14 protein-coding genes are annotated in these 19487 nt (G+C 61.7%); 5 read left to right on the forward strand and 9 right to left on the reverse strand.

What is annotated here, in order from left to right:
- Positions 1-50 precede the first annotated feature (50 nt).
- The gene (locus ABUH87_RS14600; RefSeq protein ID WP_367774791.1) at positions 51-2759 is read right to left on the reverse strand and encodes a bifunctional diguanylate cyclase/phosphodiesterase; all 2709 of its coding nucleotides are present in this window, start codon (positions 2757-2759) and stop codon (positions 51-53) included.
- Between the two features lie 394 nt (positions 2760-3153).
- On the opposite strand from ABUH87_RS14600, the gene ABUH87_RS14605 reads away from it, so the two are divergent.
- A complete protein-coding gene (locus ABUH87_RS14605; RefSeq protein WP_367774792.1) occupies positions 3154-4353 on the forward strand; it encodes a carbohydrate porin in 1200 nt (399 codons plus the stop codon).
- Positions 4354-4527: 174 nt separating this feature from the next.
- Here ABUH87_RS14605 and ABUH87_RS14610 read toward each other — a convergent pair whose 3' ends face one another.
- The 5 genes from ABUH87_RS14610 to ABUH87_RS14630 form a co-directional block, all read right to left on the reverse strand.
- On the reverse strand, positions 4528-4998 hold the full coding sequence (locus ABUH87_RS14610; protein ID WP_367774795.1) for a hypothetical protein: 471 nt from the start codon (positions 4996-4998) through the stop codon (positions 4528-4530).
- Between the two features lie 72 nt (positions 4999-5070).
- The gene (locus ABUH87_RS14615; RefSeq protein ID WP_367774797.1) at positions 5071-7287 is read right to left on the reverse strand and encodes a TonB-dependent receptor; all 2217 of its coding nucleotides are present in this window, start codon (positions 7285-7287) and stop codon (positions 5071-5073) included.
- A gap of 123 nt (positions 7288-7410) precedes the next feature.
- Positions 7411-8163 (reverse strand): SDR family NAD(P)-dependent oxidoreductase, encoded by a 753-nt coding sequence (locus ABUH87_RS14620; protein WP_367774798.1) that lies wholly within the window; start codon positions 8161-8163, stop codon positions 7411-7413.
- A gap of 38 nt (positions 8164-8201) precedes the next feature.
- Positions 8202-9014 carry a TauD/TfdA dioxygenase family protein gene (locus ABUH87_RS14625; protein WP_367774799.1) on the reverse strand — a complete coding sequence of 271 codons (813 nt, stop codon included), beginning with the start codon at positions 9012-9014 and terminating at the stop codon, positions 8202-8204.
- A 115-nt stretch (positions 9015-9129) separates the two neighbouring features.
- Positions 9130-9759: a TetR/AcrR family transcriptional regulator gene (locus tag ABUH87_RS14630; protein ID WP_367774801.1), complete on the reverse strand. Its 630-nt coding sequence runs from the start codon at positions 9757-9759 to the stop codon at positions 9130-9132.
- Positions 9760-9977: 218 nt separating this feature from the next.
- On the opposite strand from ABUH87_RS14630, the gene ABUH87_RS14635 reads away from it, so the two are divergent.
- Entirely contained in the window at positions 9978-11345 is a 1368-nt protein-coding gene (locus ABUH87_RS14635) for an aromatic ring-hydroxylating oxygenase subunit alpha (RefSeq protein ID WP_367774802.1), read from the forward strand.
- Positions 11346-11355: 10 nt separating this feature from the next.
- Positions 11356-11487: a hypothetical protein gene (locus ABUH87_RS14640; RefSeq protein ID WP_367774803.1), complete on the forward strand. Its 132-nt coding sequence runs from the start codon at positions 11356-11358 to the stop codon at positions 11485-11487.
- Between the two features lie 96 nt (positions 11488-11583).
- Here ABUH87_RS14640 and ABUH87_RS14645 read toward each other — a convergent pair whose 3' ends face one another.
- Together ABUH87_RS14645 and ABUH87_RS14650 are read right to left on the reverse strand one after the other, a co-directional pair.
- On the reverse strand, positions 11584-13746 hold the full coding sequence (locus ABUH87_RS14645) for a hypothetical protein (protein ID WP_367774804.1): 2163 nt from the start codon (positions 13744-13746) through the stop codon (positions 11584-11586).
- Positions 13747-13783: 37 nt separating this feature from the next.
- Entirely contained in the window at positions 13784-16606 is a 2823-nt protein-coding gene (locus ABUH87_RS14650; protein ID WP_367774806.1) for a TonB-dependent receptor domain-containing protein, read from the reverse strand.
- A gap of 105 nt (positions 16607-16711) precedes the next feature.
- On the opposite strand from ABUH87_RS14650, the gene ABUH87_RS14655 reads away from it, so the two are divergent.
- Together ABUH87_RS14655 and ABUH87_RS14660 are read left to right on the forward strand one after the other, a co-directional pair.
- Positions 16712-17920, forward strand: coding sequence for an ROK family protein (locus ABUH87_RS14655; RefSeq protein ID WP_367774808.1), 1209 nt, complete (start codon positions 16712-16714; stop codon positions 17918-17920).
- A gap of 45 nt (positions 17921-17965) precedes the next feature.
- Positions 17966-18478 (forward strand): MarR family winged helix-turn-helix transcriptional regulator, encoded by a 513-nt coding sequence (locus tag ABUH87_RS14660; RefSeq protein WP_367774809.1) that lies wholly within the window; start codon positions 17966-17968, stop codon positions 18476-18478.
- 39 nt (positions 18479-18517) lie between these two features.
- Here the strand turns inward: ABUH87_RS14660 and ABUH87_RS14665 are convergent, their stop codons facing one another.
- Complete coding sequence (locus tag ABUH87_RS14665; RefSeq protein ID WP_367774810.1) at positions 18518-19303, reverse strand: sterol desaturase family protein; 786 nt, start codon at positions 19301-19303, stop codon at positions 18518-18520.
- Between the last annotated feature and the right edge of the window lie 184 nt (positions 19304-19487).

Below are 19487 nucleotides of genomic sequence, written 5' to 3' on the forward strand. Positions count from 1 at the left end.
CGCGCCCCTTCAAACGGCGGCCTAGTCGGCGCCCCCGCTTCACACCTCGGCTAGAGAGTGCCCGCACCTTGGGTCAGGGGAATGGATGCTTCATCTGCGAACTCGATGTTGCACATCGTTGCCGTAAATTCTGGCCCTGCCATTGGCCGCCCGTACAGGAACCCCTGTGCTTCAGAGCACCCGCGCGAGCGGAGATATTCGGCTTGCTCGTCGGTTTCCACTCCCTCGGCCACCACTTCGAGACGCAGCGTGCGCGCGAGGGCCAGCACGGCCTCAACGATCGCCTTGTCCTCCTCATCTTCGGGCAAGTGGGTGACGAAGCTTCGATCGATTTTCAACCGGTTGACCGGGAGGTCCTTCAGTGTGGTGAGAGAGGCGAAGCCGGTGCCGAAATCGTCAAAGGCCAGCCTCACACCTAGCATGTGCAATGTGAGCAGTGTCCGCTTTACGTCAGGCCGCGCGGTCAGCGTGATGTTCTCTGTCACCTCCAATTCCAGCGCGTGTGCGGGGAGGCTGTGGCGGCGCAAGATCGTCTGGATGATCTGTGGCAGGTTTCCGGTGCTAAGTTGCTGCGCGAAGAGGTTCACGCTCACCCGAAGTCGCATGCCGCTTCTCCACCATACGGATGCTTGCCGGCAGGCCTCTTCTATCACCCAGGTTCCGGCTGTCACGGCGTGGCGGCTGGCGCCGAGTACATCCATAAAGTCCCCAGGCAGCAGAAGTCCGCGCGACGAGTGATGCCAGCGCAACAGCGCCTCTGCGCCGACCAGCGTTCCAGTCTTGAGGTTCACCTGTGGCTGGTAGAACAGTTCGAATTCGCCGTTGACTGCGCCCAGCGCAACTTCATCTTCCAACTGGCGGCGTGCGCGATAGGCATCGCGATCTGCGCTCGTGTATGTGCAATAGGTCGCCCCGCCTTCCGCTTTCGCGCGATAGAGGGCGAGGTCGGCATTCGCCATCAGCTCCTCGATGCCGGGCCGCGATTGGTCCACGAGCACCAGACCGGCGCTGGCAGTGACATCATAGGCACGGTCGCGAACCGAGAATACATCCCTCTCCAGCGCCTCCAGAATCTCCCGGGCCAGCTCGATGCAGCTTGCCGGGGTCATCTCCCGCATGATGACGACGAATTCGTCGCCTCCAAGACGAGCCACGAACGCTCGATCCTGCACGCTCGCGAGCAGCCGTCGCGCCACTTCGCGCAGCATGTCGTCTCCCGCAGGATGGCCGAGCGTATCGTTCACATGCTTGAAGTGGTCGAGGTCCAGGATGAGCAAGGCCGACAAAGCCCCGTCGGCGGCTGCCTGTGAGCCAATCTCTGTGGCGTGAGAGCGGTTTGCCAGATCGGTGAGGGGATCGCACAAGGCCAGGCGCTGAAGCTTTTGCTGGGCCCGGCGTTCCTCAGTGACGTTCCGACTGAAAAGGATCAGGCCGCCATCGTCAGCCGGATAGGCGTTCGTCTCAAAGTATTCGCCCATCTCCTCGTTCTCGAAGGTGACGACGACTCTGCGGCGTTCCGTCATGGCGGAGATCAGCCCCCGGCCGACTGGCTGGTCGATAGAGTCAGGATAGATTTCCCAGATACTGCGCCCGATCAGATCTGAGTCGCGATGCATCTGGTTGATGGCGTTGCCGTTCAGGAATGTCACGGTCCAGTCAGGGGCGACTATCGCCACGCTATCGGTCGTGTTCTCCAGCGCGCTTTGAAGTCTTTCCTGTCGTTCGACTACGCTATCAGCCAGCGCGTCGAACGCACGGGCGAGGTCGTCGAACTCGGAACCCGCCTCTAGGTGCCCCACCCGTGCTGCGCCGTCGCCTGCGCGCCACGCTCGCACTGTAAGGGCCAACTGCTTCAGCGGACGGCGTACATAACGCGCGGCAAACCACCATGCCCCCAACAGGGCAGCTGCGAGCACCAGCCCAAGCACGACCCAGGCGCGCCTTGCATCAGAGCCCACCTGCGCCAGAGCGTCTTCGCGATCCACGCTGACGGCAACGAGGAACGGGACTTCCGCAATGGCAGAGGGAGGATAATAGGCCAAGATTCGCTGGCGGCCATCGACCCAGCCAATCTCCACGGAGCCGGGCTCTTTGGACCGGAAGGCCTGTTCCAGCACAGGGGGAAGTTGCTTGCCGACCCGTGTCCCGTACGGCAGGTCGACGAGCTGGCGTCGATCGGGGCCGTAGATCATCAGATTGCTGCCGACCGGAAGCCGTGCCTTGCCAAGGTCATCGGCAAGCCTATCCAGGTCCAGCCCTGCGATCAGCACGCCGGTCAGCTCGCCGCTTTCATCCTCGAACGGCAGTGTAAAGTTCAATGTGGGGACGCCGAGTACGCGGCCGACGATATAACCGCCGGTGCCGAACTGGCGCGTTGCAAGCGCCTGTTTGAAGTAGGCGCGATCGGACACGTCGGTGCCAGCGCGGGTGCTGCTGCACCATACATGCCCCTTCGGGCTGGCAACTCCGATCGCGGTGTACATGGGAAACTGCGAGCCCAGTCTACGCAGGATGAGATTGCACGCCTGCGGATCGCCATCCTGCACGGCGGGTAACTGGGCAATACCTGCAAGCAGCTGCCGCGCGCCTTCGACAATCCGACGCTGCTCGGCCCCCGCCCGATAGGCGATCGCCTTGGCAACGCGCGCGACCGCTTCCTGCTGTACGCGCTCCTGGCGCTGGACACTCAGCGCCTGAAGGATGCCGATCGGAATGGCCGCGAAAAGGACGATGAGGGCCAGGCGCTGCATGACGGTCATGCCGAGCGGCTTCCCGGAAGGGCGTATCTCATACCGGGCAAGGGTGACCTCGTGCGATGTTCTGGGGCCTTCTAGCGTGCTGTATATAGTTATAGTGCTATCAAGTCGTTGATAGGACCAGAGCCGTCGAAAGCTTGCGCGATCTACACGTCGCAGGCTCAATCGCAGTTCCGACGCTGGCATCGTCGCACAAGATTTCCGATGACACGTTCGGACGCCGCTCGCACTCAATACCATCGCCAGTCCGAACGATGTGAAGAGTAGAAAAACCGGGCTTCAAACCGCCCCCCGGGCGCTTTCCCGCCTATAATGCGGGGAACACCCTTGGCGTTCGGCGATCCTGTGCTGCTGCAATCGGGAGGGTGCAGCTCCCCGAAAGCAGGACGTGAGAACGATGAATTCCAAACAGTATGTCCGCCAAGGGCTTGTCCTCGGGCTGTGGCTCGGTACGCTTTTCGTTTACCCGTCAGCCTTTGCTGCAGACGCCGAACTTCGGGCCTTTGACCTGGCCGGACACTACATCGGCGACATCGTCTATATCGGTGAAGGTAAGAGTGACGGTCGCACGTTCGTAGTGCATGAAGCCGAAGCGGCGGCCGATATCGACCTTGAACAGCTCGCGGGTGCTCAGGGTTTATCCGCAGGCGTCCACTTTCTGGCCACGGCCGGCGGCCAGCCCAACGAGGCGGCCGGCACCCTTCAGGGCGTCAACAACCTCGAAGTCGATCAGCATCGTTTGAGACTCTACCAAGTGTGGCTGGAGCAAACCTTTGCGGCAGACAGAGCCAGCCTTCGCGTCGGACTAACTGACCTCAACAGTGATTTCTATCAAAACGAGTCGGCGGGCCTCCTGTTGGGCCCAGCATTCGGATTAGGGTCAGAGTTGGCGGCGACGGGGCCGAACGGTCCATCCACCTTCCCCTCCACGGCGCTAACAGCCCGCCTTTCCTATCGGGTTGGCCGCACCGCCTATGGTAAGATCGCGGTCATCAACGCGAAGGCTGGCGTCTTGGGCGAACCAAACGGCATCGATTTCGGAATGCACCACAGTGCGTTGCTGATAGGCGAAGTGGGAACGGTAGGACGCGGAAAGCTGGCGCTCGGCGCGTGGGGCTATACCGAGGCTCAGGACGACATCTATCAGGTCAGGTCCGACGCTAGCCCCGCCAAGCGAACTGCCGCGGGTGCTTACCTGCTGGCTGAGTATCGGCTGACGGAAAAGGAGGCGCCCGGCGTACACGCCTTCTTGCGGGTCGGGCGCTCCGACGGCGCCACGACTCCATTCCGAGGCGGCTTCCAGGCCGGTGTACTTATGAACGGCGCGATCGCAGCCCGGGCCGATTCAAAGGTCTCGTTTGGAGTTCACCAAGGGCAGCTCTCAAAGGGCTTTCGCCGCCTGCTGCTCGACGAGCATGGGCGCAAGGCGGAGTCTTCGGAGTGGGGCCTGGAGCTTACGTACTCGGACAATCTCACTCCGTATCTGGCGATTCAGCCCGACTTGCAGTTCATCCGGCGAAGCTTCGCGGAGAACGGAGAGCGTTCGACGGTCGTATTCACGATCAGAACCACCATCGATTTCAGTGAGCTCGGCTAGGCAGTCTGCCCGCAGCACATCGGCGGCCCAGGCGAAGACCAGCCTAGCCGACCCGTCAGCGCAAGTTTCAGCGGAAGCTGGCGTTCAACTCGATACCAATCGGCGCAGGTCCGCCCGATACGACGCCCGTGTCCGTTTCACTCGGATCGATCCACTGCGCGCAAAGGCACAAGTTCATAGACCTTCTGAAGCCGTGGCTTTCTCCGCGGCATCGATGATCCAGCGGCCGGAATCAGTGGCCTGCTCGTAGATGTCGAGGTGAACGATCTTGTTTTCGGCGTTGAACCGGTAAACGGCGATGACGTTCTTGCGGATGAATGTATCGCCTCGGTAGTGCCGTTCCTCGATTTCCTGGAACAGGGCGTTGCCGACTTCCGTGGAATGGAATTCCGTCATCTCGAAGCGGGTACCGCCTGCCGCCCAGTTCGTCAGGAACTCACAGTATGAGCGGTAGTCGAGCTCTTCCAGGTAGGCCCCTACCCGCTTGAACTCGTCCACGGCGAGGTACTCGGCCATAGGGGCCCAGTCTTCGGGCGAGTTGACGCCGCCTGCGAGCACCCTGCCCTGCGCGGCGACGAACGCATCGACGACTTTCCTGAGCGGCCCCGTCTCCGTAGTCGTGCCTGTAGCTGTAACGATAGGCATAGGCGTGTCCTCTCCTGCTTATTCGTATGTGTTCTTGATGATCTATGCCGGCGCAAGCCGTTCGCCCATGCGCTACAGGCGCGCCCGGATCTCGACACCATAGGTGGCTGGCTTGTTCCAGTTCGCGCCGATCCCGTAGTTGGTATACTGCGCGCCTACGCGGAAGCGGCTGTCGGTCACGTTCTCTCCCCAAAGGGCGACAGTGAAACGATCGGCGGGGTCCGTCCACGCGGCGCGCAGGGCCAGCGTCTGATAATTGCCCTGGCGGAACTGCGTGCCCGAAGGCCCGAAGAACACTTCGGATGAGTGATAGAGGTTACCCGACAAGTTCAGTTCGCCGCCAGCGAGATCAACCGTGTAGCGCGCCCCAATGTTGCCCGTGAACTCGGGTGTGCGCTGCATCGGGACGTTGGACAGGTCCTGCCCGACAATGATGAACGATATTCCGCTGGCAAGGCATGTCGCCTGCACGGCAGCCGACTGCGTCACGCAAGGCGTGTAAATGGGTGCATTTGCGAATTCCTTGTAGCGTGCGTGAGTCCACGCAGCGCCAAGCTGGAGGTCGAGCCTATCGGTGACCCGATACTGCACCTGGCCGTCAAGGCCATAGATCTCGGACTGGGCGGCATTCACTACCTCCGCAGTGCCGGCGCGGTACAAGGAGACCTGCAGGTTCTTGTAGTCGTAGTAGAACCCGGCAAGTTCCGCGCTCAGACCCGCACCTGAGTACTTGGCGCCCACCTCGAACGCGTCAATGGTTTCTGGGCGCACGTCGTTGCAGATGAAGGGCGCGTTCTGACAGGAACCGCCGACGTCGATAATGGCCGCCTTGTAGCCCTTGGTATACGATGCATAGAGGCTCATGTTCTGGTCAGGCTTGTAACGCAGCACCAGGCGCGGCGTAACGCGGTCATCCGAAATGTTGGGCACCGGCGTCTCGACCGCACTGAAACGGGCGTTCCAATACGCATCGACGACTTTGTCACGAGCATAGCGCGCGCCGGCCGTAACGAAGAACTTCGGGCTCAACTCATAGGTCATGTCGAGAAAGGCGGCGTAGCTCTTGGTCGTCGTGCTGGACCCGCCGAGCCGCAGGCGCGCCTCCGGTGTGTTCCCGGCTGCATCGATCGTGGTGATGTAGCGGTCTTTGTTGCTGAAGTAGAACAGCCCCGCCGTCCATTGCAGCCGTGGCCCCGGCTTCGAAGTCAGCAGAAGTTCCTGGCTGACTGTGCGGTTCTTGACTGGAATGCCCATCTGCAAAAGATCGACGCCGGAATAGTCCAGATCGACGGAGGTGTTGACGTCCTCCTGGCGGTATTGCGTGTAAGACGTCAGGTTCGCAAAGCCCAGGTCTGCGCGAATGGTGCCTTGATAAATGTCGCTCTTCGATCGGAAAAACTCCTGCACCGATCCGGTCGCGATCCGGTTCTGATCATATGTAAACTGGCCCGGTGCAGCGAAGCTGGGCTGACCGGGACCGAAATCGCGATCGAACCAGCTCGCCGGGAGCAAAGGCGTGGGATCGTCCACGTCGTTGTGCTGGTAACGCAACAGAACGCTAAGGCCATCCGCAGGAGTGAGCAGGAGACCGGCACGCACTGAGGTGTTCTGATACGCGCCGACGCGCTTGCCTGACGTGATGTCCCGCTGCCAGCCGTCGCCGCTCTTGTAGAGGCCCTGGATGTCGATCGCCACGCCCTCGGCCAGGGCGAAGGTGGCATATGCCTGCGCCTTCAGCTCGTCGAAACGCCCGTAGCTTCCCCGCATCTCTATGGCCGTTTCCTCATCCGGGTCGGCCGTTTGCACGAGTATGGCGCCTCCCGTCGTGTTCCGGCCGAAAAGCGTTCCTTGCGGGCCTTTAAGAACCTGGATGCTCTCGACGCTCAGGAGGTCGAAGTCAGCAGCAAGCGGATTGGGTGAATAGAAGCCGTCGATGTAGATGCCGACATTGCTTCCTCCGCCGGACGTAACGTTCGAGGTTCCGACGCCCCTGATGGTGGGTTGGAAGAAGCCGCTTGAGAAGTCGAACCGGACACCCGGCGAGACGCGGGCGATATCCGAAAGCTCATCCACGTTGGCAGTGGCCAACTGCTCTCCGCCCAGAGTCGTGATCGAGATGGGCACGTCGACGGACCGCTCTTGGCGGCGCTGTGCTGTCACCACGATCTCGCCGTCGGAGATCGCCGGTCCGGTGTCGTTAAGCGGCAGTTCCTGCGCGAGTACCGGGCAGGCGCAGGCTGCCACCGCCACAGCGAGCAACGATGACGTTCGTTCAATTGCTTTCCGCATGTTTCCTCTCCCCAAAGCCGCGACCTGTCCCTGCCGCTGAACTTTCCATAATATGCGCCGGATGGTATGATTAAATGACGAAGTTGGTCAAGAGGCAAGATGTTCGGCCTCCACGCCGCTACGTCAGATGTAGCGCCCCCCGTTCACGCCGATGACCTGCCCTGTGACGAAGCCAGCCTCGTCTGAGGCGAGCCACGCCACGGCACCGGCGATGTCCTCCGGCCGCCCCGCCCGCTGGATGGGGCCTGCGGCAATCTCCGCATCTCTCAGCAGCGGCTGCTTACCGGCGGCGAACGACTGATCGGACATGATCGTGCCGGTAATGAAGCGCGGCGGGATGCAGTTGACGGTGATCCCGTTCGGCCCAAGCTCGTGTGCCAGAGCCTTGGTCATCCCGATCATCCCGGCCTTTGAGGCGGCATAATGTGCCATGCGGGGCGCGCCGGCTTGGGCAGCCATGGAAGATATGTTGATGATCCGGCCCCATTCTGCGGCGATCATGTCGGGCAGCACCTCCTGAGTGACGATGAAGGACCCCGTCAGGTTGATGCGGATCATCCGGTCCCAGGCTTCGTCATCGATCTCAAGAAACGAACTGAACCCCGGGATTCCCGCATTGTTGACGAGGAGCCCTATCGGCCCCAGCTCGGAGCGCAGCTTGGCAAGGGCTTCCTTCACCTGCCCCCGATCCGTGATGTCTGCACCCAGCGCCAGCGCGCGTCCGCCCGCTTCGACGATGGATGCCACCGTGGAAGCGCATCGCGCCTCGTCGAGGTCGAGGACTCCGACCGCGATGCCCATTGCTGCCAAGCGGCGAGCGCAGCTTGCTCCGATCCCGGCCGCTGCTCCCGTTATCAGCGCGACTTTGTTTTCCATGACCCTACTTGCCCCTCATCCCGCCGGTGTCGCTTGTACTAGGCGAATGCCTCTTCACCCATGAGCGTCGTGCGATCCATCATCCGGCCGCTCTCGAGCGGGTAGGGTTCGGCGCGATGTAGCACGCCCGTATTGTCCCAGATGAGGAGGTCTCCGACGGACCATTCGTGCCGGTAGATAAACCGCGGCTGTGTGACCCACGCCATCAGCTCTCCAAGAAGAGCGTCACTCTCGGCCCGGTCCATATCCACGACGTGTGATGCATGGCACCCGATCACCAGCGACTTGCGGCCGCCTTCATGCGTCCAGACAAGCTTGTGAACCTTGGTCGGGATCGATTTCCAATAGGCGACGTGCGCCTCGGTCGGCTCCACTCCCGCGCGGCTCATGGATGTCTCGAAGCTGTGAACCACCCGCAGATCGGCAATCCGTTCCTTCATCTCGGGAGAGAGCGCCTCGTAAGCGGCATAGGAGTTGGCGAACTCGGTCTGGCCGCCCACGCTGGACAGCTTGCGCCCGCTCAGCAGAGAGGCAAACACCGGGATGTCGTCGTGCGTACCATCCATGTGCCAGAGGAAAGAACCCTTCAGGTAATCGGCGCCCGGATTCACGCGCGGATCGATGGATATCTTGAAGATGTTGGCTTCGCCTTCTTCTCGCACTGTACCCAGCAGCCTCGCGAGCTCGACCTGCTGCTCATTCGTGAGGTTCAGCTCCTTGAAGACAAGGACGCCACGCTCCCGCAGCAAGTCGCGCAGCTGCCGCGCTGCCTCAGGCTGGAGCAGATCCGTGGGTGAACCTTCGATTGATGCGCCAATCTCTGGCGTGAGGTGTGTGTATGCGACGGCCATGATCTCTCCCGCGAGGCGCCGATCCATGTCGCGGACCAGCGTAAACAATCCATGTGGACTATTTTGTAAGGATGGGGCCGGATCGCTGTCAAGCCGGATCAGGGAACTCGCGCGCCTACCAGCCGCTGCGGCCGTCGATCAATATTGCCACCATCTGATCGACCCAGGCCTCTCGCTCTTTCGGGGTGACTGGCTGCTCGCTGAGGATCGCGTATGCGTACCAACCCCGCAGGAGGAGAGTGAAGCACTCGGCCACCTTCTCGGGCGCCTTGCAGGGGATGCCGTCGGCTTCGGCACAGCGGCTGATGAATTCCGAGATCTGCGCAACACCCACGGCCGTGCTGCGCTTGGCTGCTGCTGCCACCGCCGGGAAGCGGCTGGCCGACGCATAGATCAAGCGGTTGATGTGGAGGTAATCTCCCTCCAGGCTGTAGACGAGTGCCCGGTTGGCATAGGCGACGAGGCCGCGTCGAAGATCGGGCTTTCCTTGCGATTCCAGTGACGTTGCGGCTGCCATCCGTTCGATCTGCTGGGTCATGATGGCCCGGAACAGGGATTCCTTGCTGGGAAAGCGCCCCAGCAGAGTTGATCTATGCACGTTTGCAGCCGCGGCGATCGATCGCATCGAGGCTTTGTCGAAGCCTTTGGCGATAAACTCCCGCAGCGCGGTGTCGACCAGCAGGTTGTCTATCTCTGCCGCTTCTTCGAGCCGAGGACGCCCCCTCTGGCGAGTAGCAACCACCATTCTGCACTCCGCGTTCGCTCACCGATAGGTCCGCACCGTTAGGGATTGGTGGAGCATTTGGCCACCGTGGGCTCAAACCGGTTGCCGGATGATCCGCGAAAGAACCACGTGTGGCGACATACCCAAGCAAAGGTGCGTCTTGCGGTAATTCATCCAGATGGTACATTTGTCTCCCATAGGACAAGAGTCGCACAAGACCTGTCTGGGAGAGCAAAGCCATGAACCATGATAAGCCCGGTAAGCTGGTGGACGAGGGTCCACGCATCTCGGAGATCGATTTTTCTGGTTTCCTCATGCGGGTGCCCACCGACCGCTACCACTCCGCGGCCTTTGCTGAGCAGGAGCGTGAGAGACTGTGGATGCGCACCTGGCAGATCGTGGGCCGTTGCGACGACGCGCCGGAACCGGGCGACTGGTTTGAGTACCGGCTGTTCGACCAGTCTTGGATCGTGGTTCGCGGGCGTGACCGCAAGCTTCGGGGCTTTGTGAATGCCTGCCGGCACCGCGGCAATGCGTTCTGCGAAGGCAAAGGCCACGCCGCGCGTTTTACCTGTCCCTACCACAACTGGTCCTACGGGCTGGACGGCAAGCTCCTTGCCGTCGCGCGTCCTGATTTCGAAGGCTCCCTGGAGGAGTTCGTAGGCAAGAAGGCGGAACTTGGCCTGCTGGAGGTGCCAGTCGACGCTTTCGGCGGGTTCGTTTTCCTGAACCCCGACAGCGCGGCGGAACCGCTGAGCGAGTTTTTGGGGGAGGCCGCTGGACTGCTCGCGCCCTATCTCATGGAAGAGATGACCCCCTACGGATTCAACGTAAGGGAGGAAATTTCGTGCAACTGGAAGGTCATAATGGATGCTTTTCAGGAAGGGTATCACATTCAGGGCGTGCATCCAGAACTGGTCGCCGCCATGGACGAGTCCCAGGAGCGCTATCATTTCTGCGGGGATCACAGCGTTGCCACCGCACCCTTCGGAGCATCAAACCAGGAAGAGTCCACTCTTGAGGAACTGATCCAGGCAATACACAGTCTCCCGGCGACTTTCCCGGCGGTCGCGGATTCGCTCCCCCGCTTCGATGCCCTGGTGAACGAATATCGTGACGCGCAGGGTACCCTGCCCTCCGGCGTCGAGGTTCCGGTCCGCAGCCTTTTACAGCAGGCGATGCGGGAAACATGGACCGCCAAGGGGCTGGACGTCTCAGGGCTGACGGACAACCAGCTCAGCGACAATCACTTCTGGATCCTCTTTCCGAACTTCTTCGTGACCATTCATGCCGGTGAATGCACCGTCATCATGTCTTTCCCGCACGAAAGTGGCGATCCGAACCGTTGCTATTGGCACGTTCAGAACCTGCAATGGTTCCCGCCGGAGCAAAGGGCGGAGAAGCGCACACCGATTACGGTGGTGCCGCGAGACGAACACTACCCCTACTTCCTCGCGCTTGAGCAGGATTACGAACAGATGCAGCGCCAACAGCGCGGCCTGCGCAACTCCACCCAGAAGTTTCTCTCTCTCACTCGTCAGGAAGTTCGCCTCGCCCATTTCCATGGCACGCTGGCGAGTTGGGTGGAGCAGGACGGCCGCCGATAAGCATCCGATCGTGTTCGAGACCGGCCTGATCTCGGAAGCGATTTCCTGCCGGCTCGACAAGCCCAAGGACACATACCCCTTGGAGCAGATCGCGGACATTCTCTACCGATCGGTCACCTCGTCCGCGCTGGCGCAGGAGTAGAACGAAACAAGCAATCGTGCGCCGGGCGCTGCTCTCGCGGTTTCACCGGATTGCAGCGCCCGGGCCTCACTCGTCATCGGCGGCGTGGCTCAGCGCCTATTCGACGACCACCCGTACTCGATCCAGGTTGCGGATCTGACGATAAGGATCATCAGCGTCGCCTTCCCGTTGCGACATTCCGCGGAACGCTACGAACACGGTGCCGGGTTTGGCGAAGGTATGCGTCGCTTCCACTTCCACCGTCCGCTTCCGGGCCGGCAGCTTGGCTGGCTCTGTGAAGGTGCCCTCGCCCGTGAAGTCCCAATCCGCAGACGTGACGTACCCGGCTTCGGGAGGCACGGCGATGCTCCCTTTGAACGTGACCGGCTGTCCGGCCCGCACCTTCACCGTGTCGCCGCCGTTTACCGTAAGCTTGACGACTGGCTGGATGCCCTTGCGCTCACCAGCATTGGCAGGAACCCGGACCTGTCCTTCCTCTATCGTGTAGTTTGTCGACGCCGGGGGTGCGATCCCCTTCTCCGCCCATAGCGCCACGTCTCGCAATGCTTGCTGCAGCACAGGGACATAGCTGACGATGCGGTTGGCTGCCTCTGTTGTCGGCTCGTCCCCGTGAAGGGCGTGGTCTGTGTACCACAGGCGGAACTGCTGATCAGCGTTGGCCCCCAGGTGATCCTGCACGCGCTGCCGGTACCAGTCCGCCTGCCACGGCATCGCTTCCCGATCGAACAGAGAAGCCGCGACGATCATCTTGCCATCGAACTTGCCTGTCTGAAGCGACCCGGAGGTGGACTTGACGAATAGCGGCCCCAGCAGCATCGGACGCTGCGGGTAGATCGGCGTACCGTCAGCCTTGCGGAACTGATCCCAGACCTTGAACTCCGGCCCGGGTACCTGATGCCGGTGATAGGTCTCCATGGCGAGGAAGTTGGAGTTGTCGATCTTCACCTCGTCGCCGGGCCGGATCTGCTTGGCAAGAGCAGGGTCTACCACCCCCAGCATGACGACGTCGTCCTTGAGGGTGCTCAGCATCAGGCGCTTGCCCGCAGCTGCACCGCTGTTGACGGTGAGATCTCCGCCCAGGAAGTAGACCTGTGGAGGCGTTTGGGCGAGCCGCAAGCCCACAACGTTGTCGGCTTCCTCGGGCGGACCCTTGTAAGCGGTGTCCACCCCGCCGCGATTTTGCTGCGCGAAAGGATCGGTGCTGAGCCCCAGTTGCGCGGCCTCGCGCGCGGTGATCACACCCGCCACTTTCGCCGTATGCTGGATCCGGTCTTGCTTGAAATATTCCGGGTGATCGTGCCCCAGATAACCCGGCTTGGTCCAGAAGTCCGCGAAGTAAGTCGGATCCGCCATGGCCACGCCGCCATACAGCGCAGCAAAGCCATGCAGGCCCATGGTCTTGTATCCGAACCACGACTTCATCGGGAAGCCCATCTGTTCGACCTCGCGCAACACGGAAGCCTCGTACGGCGTGAGCCCGGCATAAGGGTCGCCACTCCCGCCCGGCTCCATCGCGTCGACGATCTGCGGGAACTTGTCACGCAGAACCCGCAAGGCTTGCATGCGTACGGTGAACATGTTGGGGATCGCCATCGTCGACCCGATCACATAAGGGACCGCCCCGTCCCAGACGCCGCGCGTATTCTCAAGCGACCCGATAGTGCGATAGCCGCCGCCACTGCCGCCATAGGCATAGCCGAACGGGCGCTTCCCACCGTACATCTGCAAGGCGACTTTGCGCGAGTATGCGGCCGATGCGGCATTAGCCCGATAGGCAGTGATCGTCGGGTCCCTCAGCGCGTTTGCCCCCTGCGTCAGGTCGATCCGGCCGCCGCCATTCGTTTCGATGAAGTACGCGCCGCTCTCGAACGCGGACCCGATCTTGTTGAACTCGCCAGGGGGCGTTTTCTGCGCCAGGTTCTCGCTATCGGGCACGGGTGTGATGTGCTGGAAGAAGCGCCCCTCGTACTGCTCCTTGGGCGGAAAATAGAACGAGAAACGCGTGTCGGTGCCCCGGAAACCACCATGCACATACCGGTGGCGAACAGGCGCCTCGCGCCACTCATCCACATCGATATAGGGCTGTGCGAACAGGGGATCCGCGTCCGGCGAGTACAAGCTGGAGTCTGTCGAGGGCTTGGTGGCAGGATCTGCGGCCAGCGCGGGCATTGCACCGCCTGCTCCAACCGAGAGCAGCAGAGGAAGAGAGCGCAGCAGCATCACCTTTATCGACGATCGGCTTCGGGATTTGTGCATCATGATAACACCTCCGGGTGGGAGCGGGTTGGCACTGACCTTAGAATTGCTTGCTCACGCCAAGTATGAAGAGGCGGCCCAACGTGAAGCCGTTGGCGTAGCCGTTCTCTTCCGGGTTGTTTCGGCGCAGGATCGGCGGATCCTCGTTGAACACGTTGCGCACATTGAGAGAGAGGCTGAGGTCGCGTAGCAGCTTGCTCTCGCCGGGCACGTCGTACTTCAGGAACAGATCCACCGTGTTGAAGGCGCCCACTCGGTCCTGCACCGGTACCGACGTCGTCGGATCGATGTCATAGCCGCTGCTGTGGTTCCAGGTCGCCTGAAAGCGCGCTGGCCCTACGTCCACGCCTGCGATGGTCTGAAGGCTGAGCTTGGGGTTTTCTGTCCGCAGAACATCGACCTCGGGCGCGTCCGGGCTGATCCGCTCCTTGCGCGTAAGCTGGTAGTTGCCGTTCACGCCCAGATCGAAGCTGCCGAAACCGGTTTGCTGGCGGTAACTGGCTGTGAAGTCCACTCCGCTCACCTTCAGAACGCCGAAGTTGGCCGTGCGGAAGTCGACGGCCTGATAGACGCGCGTTCCACTCGCAATCAGCGGTTCGATCCCCGCGGCACCGTTCGGGGCCAGCGCGGCAAAGGCTCTCAATTCCGCCGGTGACAAGCCGTTCACGTTTGTCGTGATGTTGTCGGGAAAGTTCGTGAAGATCGTCGAGTTGGGCGAGGGTGTTGCCAGAATATCCTTGAAGGTGACGTTGTAGTAGCTGACGCTTGCGTGAAGCCCGGGCAGGAATGGCGGATCCGCATCGAAGCCGACCGACCAGGTCTCAGCCTCCTGCGGCTGAAGCTCCGGGCGCGATCCCTGCAAGGCAACGGTATAGCTGCCCGGCGGTGCGGCTTCACCAGGCCGGTTGAAAGCGACAAAGGCGAACGAGCTGATCTGGTTCTGCTGTGAACCGAGCTGATCGAGGGGCGTCGGCGCCGTGAAAGATGTGCCCCAGTTGCCGCGCAGCGAAAGCCAGTCGACCGGCTTCAAGGTGGCTCCGAACTTGGGGTTGAAGGTGTCGCCGAAGTCGCTGTACCTGTCGTAACGTCCCGATGCGGAGAGCACCAGGCTGCGCAGCCAGCTCAGCGCATTCTCGGCCCCGAACAGCGGCACTTGTACTTCGCCAAAGACGGAATGCACGTCGCGGTCATAGGTGTTGAAGGGGAAGGTGCTGAGCGCGCCAATCCTGATATCGGACTGGTAACGCTGCTTGAATTCGTCCCGCATGTATTCATAGCCCGCCGCCATGCGAACGTCGCCTCCAGGTAGCGTGAACAGTCGCCCTTCCGCTATGGCGCGCATGTTCAGCAGGTCGTCCCGCGCCTGTCCGGCAATTTCGTTGTCCAGCAGGTCCGCGATGAGCGCGCTGTTGGTCGCCGCGATGTTGTAGGGATTGATGGCGGTGGCCGGATCGCTCGACCGACCGGCGGCATTCAGGCGCGGGATGCTGACGCCGGGCGAGCTAAAGGCGCTGTTGCTGGCGCTGTAGTTGAACAGCCCGCGCAACTGCCAGTCGTCGTTCAGCTCCTTCCTCAGCTCTGCGTTGAAGCCCCAGACCTCAGTCAGAGTGCTAGGATGCTGAGTGCCGCGGCCCACCGCAGGTGCGAAGCTGAAGCTGACCGCCTGGCGTTGCGCGATGACACCGCCGCCCGGTATGGGCATGACACCTGGCGGCACGAAGTAATAGGGATTGCTGGGCGCCATGTTCACGGTGCCATCGAAGGTCGACGTCGATGTCGTTTCTCTGCGGCTATAGAAGGCGCGAACGTCGAGAGTGGTCGTATCGTCCAGGTTCTGGAACAGGCCGGCGATCACCCCGTGGCGTTCCGCAGCCGGGACCACCGTCCGGTCCCGCACGGTATCACAGGCGTTGACCGTGTTAGGGGCGAAGTTGGGCCCGGCATAATTGACCGATGACAAAGTGAAGTTCGCGGGAACGAAAACGGTGTTGATCGAGAGGTTCGGCTGATCGCAGGTGCGGCCAAGCGGGACATAGGGTTCGGAGGCATAGCTCACACCCCGGATGAAGTCCCGGTCCCGCCCGAACAGCGGGTCGTTCTTGGTGAATGTGTAAGAGACGTATGCCGAGCCGGTGCCCCGGTCCTTGCCCGCCGTGACACTGGCGTCGGTTTGCCAGTAATCGTCGGCAAAGCCATATCGCGCGTCCACCCTCAAGCCGTCGAAGCGTCGGCGGGTGATGAAGTTGATGACGCCGGCCACCGCATCGGCACCATAGGTGGCCGAACCGCCTTCCGTGGCCACCTCGACACGCTCAATCGCGCCGGTGGGGATCGCGTCCGGATCTATGGAGGCCTGCCGGACACCGGAACTGGCGATCCTGTGTCCATCCACCAGGATCAGCGTGCCCGAACTCGATGCGTTGCGTGGCGAGATGTTGCGGATGTTGGGTCGCGAAACCTGGATCTGGTTAACTGCAATTGCCAGGTCCGCAGCGGGAACCCTGTTGAAGTAGTTTGTGACCTGGGGGATCGTCGCCAGCAGTTCGTTCGACGTTGCAGCGCCAGTGCTCACGATAGCCTGCTGGCCCAGAGCAATCACGTTGGACCCCACGGGTGCCGATCCCCGCAGAAGCGTACCTGTCACCACGATGTCGCTGTCGACGGGCCGTTCGGATGAAACGTTCGCCGCGCTGCCGACGCTTTGCTGTTCGAGAACTTGCGTCTGCGCGTCTCGCCTGTCGCTCTCACTGACGACTTGCGCGGCTGCCGTGCTGGACATCCACGGCATGAGCAGCGAAGCGGCAATGCCTCCGACTGCTGTTCCGACCTGAAGGCGCGTGCGCTGCGACACTTTCCCGATCATGCTGCTCTCCCTGACGTGCCTGAGTCTTCCGCTCGGCGTGAGAGCAGAGTTGCGCGCCCGAGCGGTTCCGTCAATATATTTCAGAATATGAAAGAAAGTGCACCAATGACCGGAGCTGCACCGCAGAGCGCCATGATGTCCGTTCTGAAGGTGCTGCGTTCGGGAGAGCCGGTCTCGCGTGCCGATCTTCCTGCTCGCACCGGCCTTTCGGCAGGGACCATCACGTCGACCACCGCTGCATTGGTGAAGCGCGGTCTGATCGTGGAGAGAAAGGCTGCGGCGGTGGGCCGGGGGCGGCCACGGGTCTATCTGGAGCTTAACGGCGCGGGGGGAACGGTAGTCGGGGCACGTCTATCGGAGCGGCGCGATTTGCAGGTGAGCTTCGTCAATCTTGCCGGGGTCGAGCTCCACTCGACGACCATGCCGATCCACCTGACAGGCACTCTCTCCGGCCTTGCGCAACGGATCGCATCGGCCTTGCAGGAGGCGATCTCTCTCGCGCCGGTCGGTGGCATCAGGCAAGTCAGTTTGAGCTTACCGGCACTGGTCGACAGCGAGCGGGGCGACGTCCACTTCATGATGACCTACAGGTCCGAGCCGGTCCCGTTTGCCGCGATCATCGCAGAGCGGATCTTGCTGCCAGTGACGGTTGAGAATGACAGCAATCTGCTGTCTCGTGCCGAGCATTGGTTCGGCCGTGCACAGCTCTATGACGACTTCACCTTGATCAGCGTGGACTATGCCGTCACCTCCGCGCGTTATAGCAATGGCCTGCCTTGCAGTGGCTCCTCGGGGTTCACGCCGGAACTGGGGCATGTGAAGACCAGCTACGGCCCGAGTGCCAGGCCTTGCTATTGCGGAGCAGCGGGGTGCTGCAGCGCGTACAGTTCGATGGGGGGGCTTGTGCTCAATCCTGACGAATGGGCCGAGGCAACGCCTTCCCTGCTGGATCTGGTGGACGAGCGGATGGACCGGCTGATCCATGCGGCATCGCAAGGTGAGCCGCGCGCTCTTCAGTCACTCGCGGATGCGGGAGAGCACCTTGGGCGCCTGGTCGCGGATCATATCAACGGAGTCGATCCCGGCATGGTGCTCCTGATCGCGCCCGACGAGCTTTACGTGCGTTTCGCGCGGGATCAGTTTGAGGCGGCCTTGACTGCCAACACCATCCCGGAACTCAGGCGCCGGACCACGATAGTTTTCGCCACGCGCAGTCCGGACTGGCATTGGAAGGGCCTCGCCGCTCTCGCCCTCGAACGGGTTTACCTGCAGAGTGATCGGGCAAGCCTTCCTGCCGGCGCCGCCTTCGGGTAACGCGCTGCTTTGGCGTGCCCGCAAGGGCACTCGTAGGGATCAATCATGCAGTCTGCCGATGCGCCTGGATCAGGGAGTGGCGCGCCTCCGCAGGAGGTCTACGGACCGGATGAGGTCGGCATGTTCTTCGGTGCCCTGGCGTCCGCGAGAGACCGTTTCGGCCACGTCATCAGGGATCTGGCGCGGGAATATGGCATCGGTCCGCGCGGTCCGTGGATGGTGGGTGTGATCGGCCGGCAACCTGCGTCCCCACACCAGCTCGCCGAGTTCTTCAGTATCGGCCGCAGCCTCGTCACTGCGGAACTGCGCCAGCTGCAGAGCGCCGGACTGATCGCGTACTCGAAGAGCAAGAGCGACGGCCGCATGGTCACGCTCTCGCTAACGTCAAAAGGCGTTGAACTGCGCGAGCGTGTGACGGCGAGCCTTGGGCGAATGCTGCAGCAGCGGCTTGCAGGCTATTCCAAGCGTGAGGTCATGCAGTGTGCCCGCCTCCTGAACGACTTTGCGCAAGGCAATCCCTACGCGACCTTGGCAGTGGAAGAGGATCCTGAGGACTGATCGCCTGCCGAAGCGCCAAGGTGCCAAAGCGCCAGGTTGTCAGGCAGGCTCGGCCGCCGGACCGGCGGATACTGCGCCAGAAGCGCTCTCCTTGGTCCTGCGCTTTTCGAAATCGGCTTCGAACCTGGGGCGCATGGTGCCGCAAATTCGGTCCCAGATGGTGGTGTAGCCGCCGAAGTTGCCAGTGAAGTAGCGATGATGCTGGTCATGGAACGTGGCCGAGATGAACCACTTGGTCGCCCTGGTGCGGTTCCACCAACGCGGCAGGAACTCGTATCCCGAATGGACGTACAGACCCATCAGGATATTCGTGGGCGTGATCAGGGCCACCGTGGTCTCATGAACCGTGAAGCAGGCGAGGAACAGCGGGACGAAGCCGCCATTGATCAGCGACTCCAGCGGATTGACCGACAGCGTTGTCAGCATGTTCGGCGAAGTCGACTTGTGGTGCAGCTTGTGCACCCAACTGTAGACTGGCTCCTTGTGCATCCAGCGGTGCAGCCAGTAGAAGTAAGTGTCGAACAGTATAAAGTACGCAACGTACTCCAGCGCTGTCTGCCACCAGGCTACCGGTGCAGAATTGAACGTGATCCAGCCATTGGAGCGTAGCCAGTGGTTCGCTCCGCCGATGACGGTACCGCTGATCGTGAGGGTTATGACGGCGAAGAAGGCCTCGTTGCGAAACACCTTCCACTTGAAGCCGCGAGGCTGGATCTTGCGCGCCTTGAAGAAGCCGCTGATCACGCCGGCGGCGATCCCTGTGACTACGAACGCAGCAAGCCACAAGGACAGCATATCCTCGCCACTGATAAGAGCCTTGAACACGCGACTTTCCACCTCTTGCCGGTAAGCTGCTGCAGCTGATATAGTTCAAAAGATGAACTTTGTCCATCGGCTGACCGTTTTGAGCCGATCAACGCGACACAGACTTGATTGGCAGACGAATCTGGTCAATCCACATAGGCCGCAGTGGTATAACACTTGGGCCCGAAAGACCCACTGGGAGAGA

The organism is Novosphingobium rhizovicinum (genome assembly GCF_040813635.1).
Taxonomy (GTDB): Bacteria; Pseudomonadota; Alphaproteobacteria; order Sphingomonadales; family Sphingomonadaceae; genus Novosphingobium; species Novosphingobium rhizovicinum.

What these genes read in the sequence shown, in the direction of transcription:
- ABUH87_RS14625 (WP_367774799.1), bottom strand. Translation starts at nt 9,014, where the DNA reads ATGGCCGTCGCATACACACACCTCACGCCAGAGATTGGCGCATCAATC.
- ABUH87_RS14610 (WP_367774795.1), bottom strand. Translation starts at nt 4,998, where the DNA reads ATGCCTATCGTTACAGCTACAGGCACGACTACGGAGACGGGGCCGCTC.
- ABUH87_RS14620 (WP_367774798.1), bottom strand. Translation starts at nt 8,163, where the DNA reads ATGGAAAACAAAGTCGCGCTGATAACGGGAGCAGCGGCCGGGATCGGA.
- ABUH87_RS14645 (WP_367774804.1), bottom strand. Translation starts at nt 13,746, where the DNA reads ATGATGCACAAATCCCGAAGCCGATCGTCGATAAAGGTGATGCTGCTG.
- ABUH87_RS14650 (WP_367774806.1), bottom strand. Translation starts at nt 16,606, where the DNA reads ATGATCGGGAAAGTGTCGCAGCGCACGCGCCTTCAGGTCGGAACAGCA.
- ABUH87_RS14600 (WP_367774791.1), bottom strand. Translation starts at nt 2,759, where the DNA reads ATGACCGTCATGCAGCGCCTGGCCCTCATCGTCCTTTTCGCGGCCATT.
- ABUH87_RS14605 (WP_367774792.1), top strand. Translation starts at nt 3,154, where the DNA reads ATGAATTCCAAACAGTATGTCCGCCAAGGGCTTGTCCTCGGGCTGTGG.
- ABUH87_RS14635 (WP_367774802.1), top strand. Translation starts at nt 9,978, where the DNA reads ATGAACCATGATAAGCCCGGTAAGCTGGTGGACGAGGGTCCACGCATC.
- ABUH87_RS14615 (WP_367774797.1), bottom strand. Translation starts at nt 7,287, where the DNA reads ATGCGGAAAGCAATTGAACGAACGTCATCGTTGCTCGCTGTGGCGGTG.
- ABUH87_RS14630 (WP_367774801.1), bottom strand. Translation starts at nt 9,759, where the DNA reads ATGGTGGTTGCTACTCGCCAGAGGGGGCGTCCTCGGCTCGAAGAAGCG.
- ABUH87_RS14655 (WP_367774808.1), top strand. Translation starts at nt 16,712, where the DNA reads ATGACCGGAGCTGCACCGCAGAGCGCCATGATGTCCGTTCTGAAGGTG.
- ABUH87_RS14660 (WP_367774809.1), top strand. Translation starts at nt 17,966, where the DNA reads ATGCAGTCTGCCGATGCGCCTGGATCAGGGAGTGGCGCGCCTCCGCAG.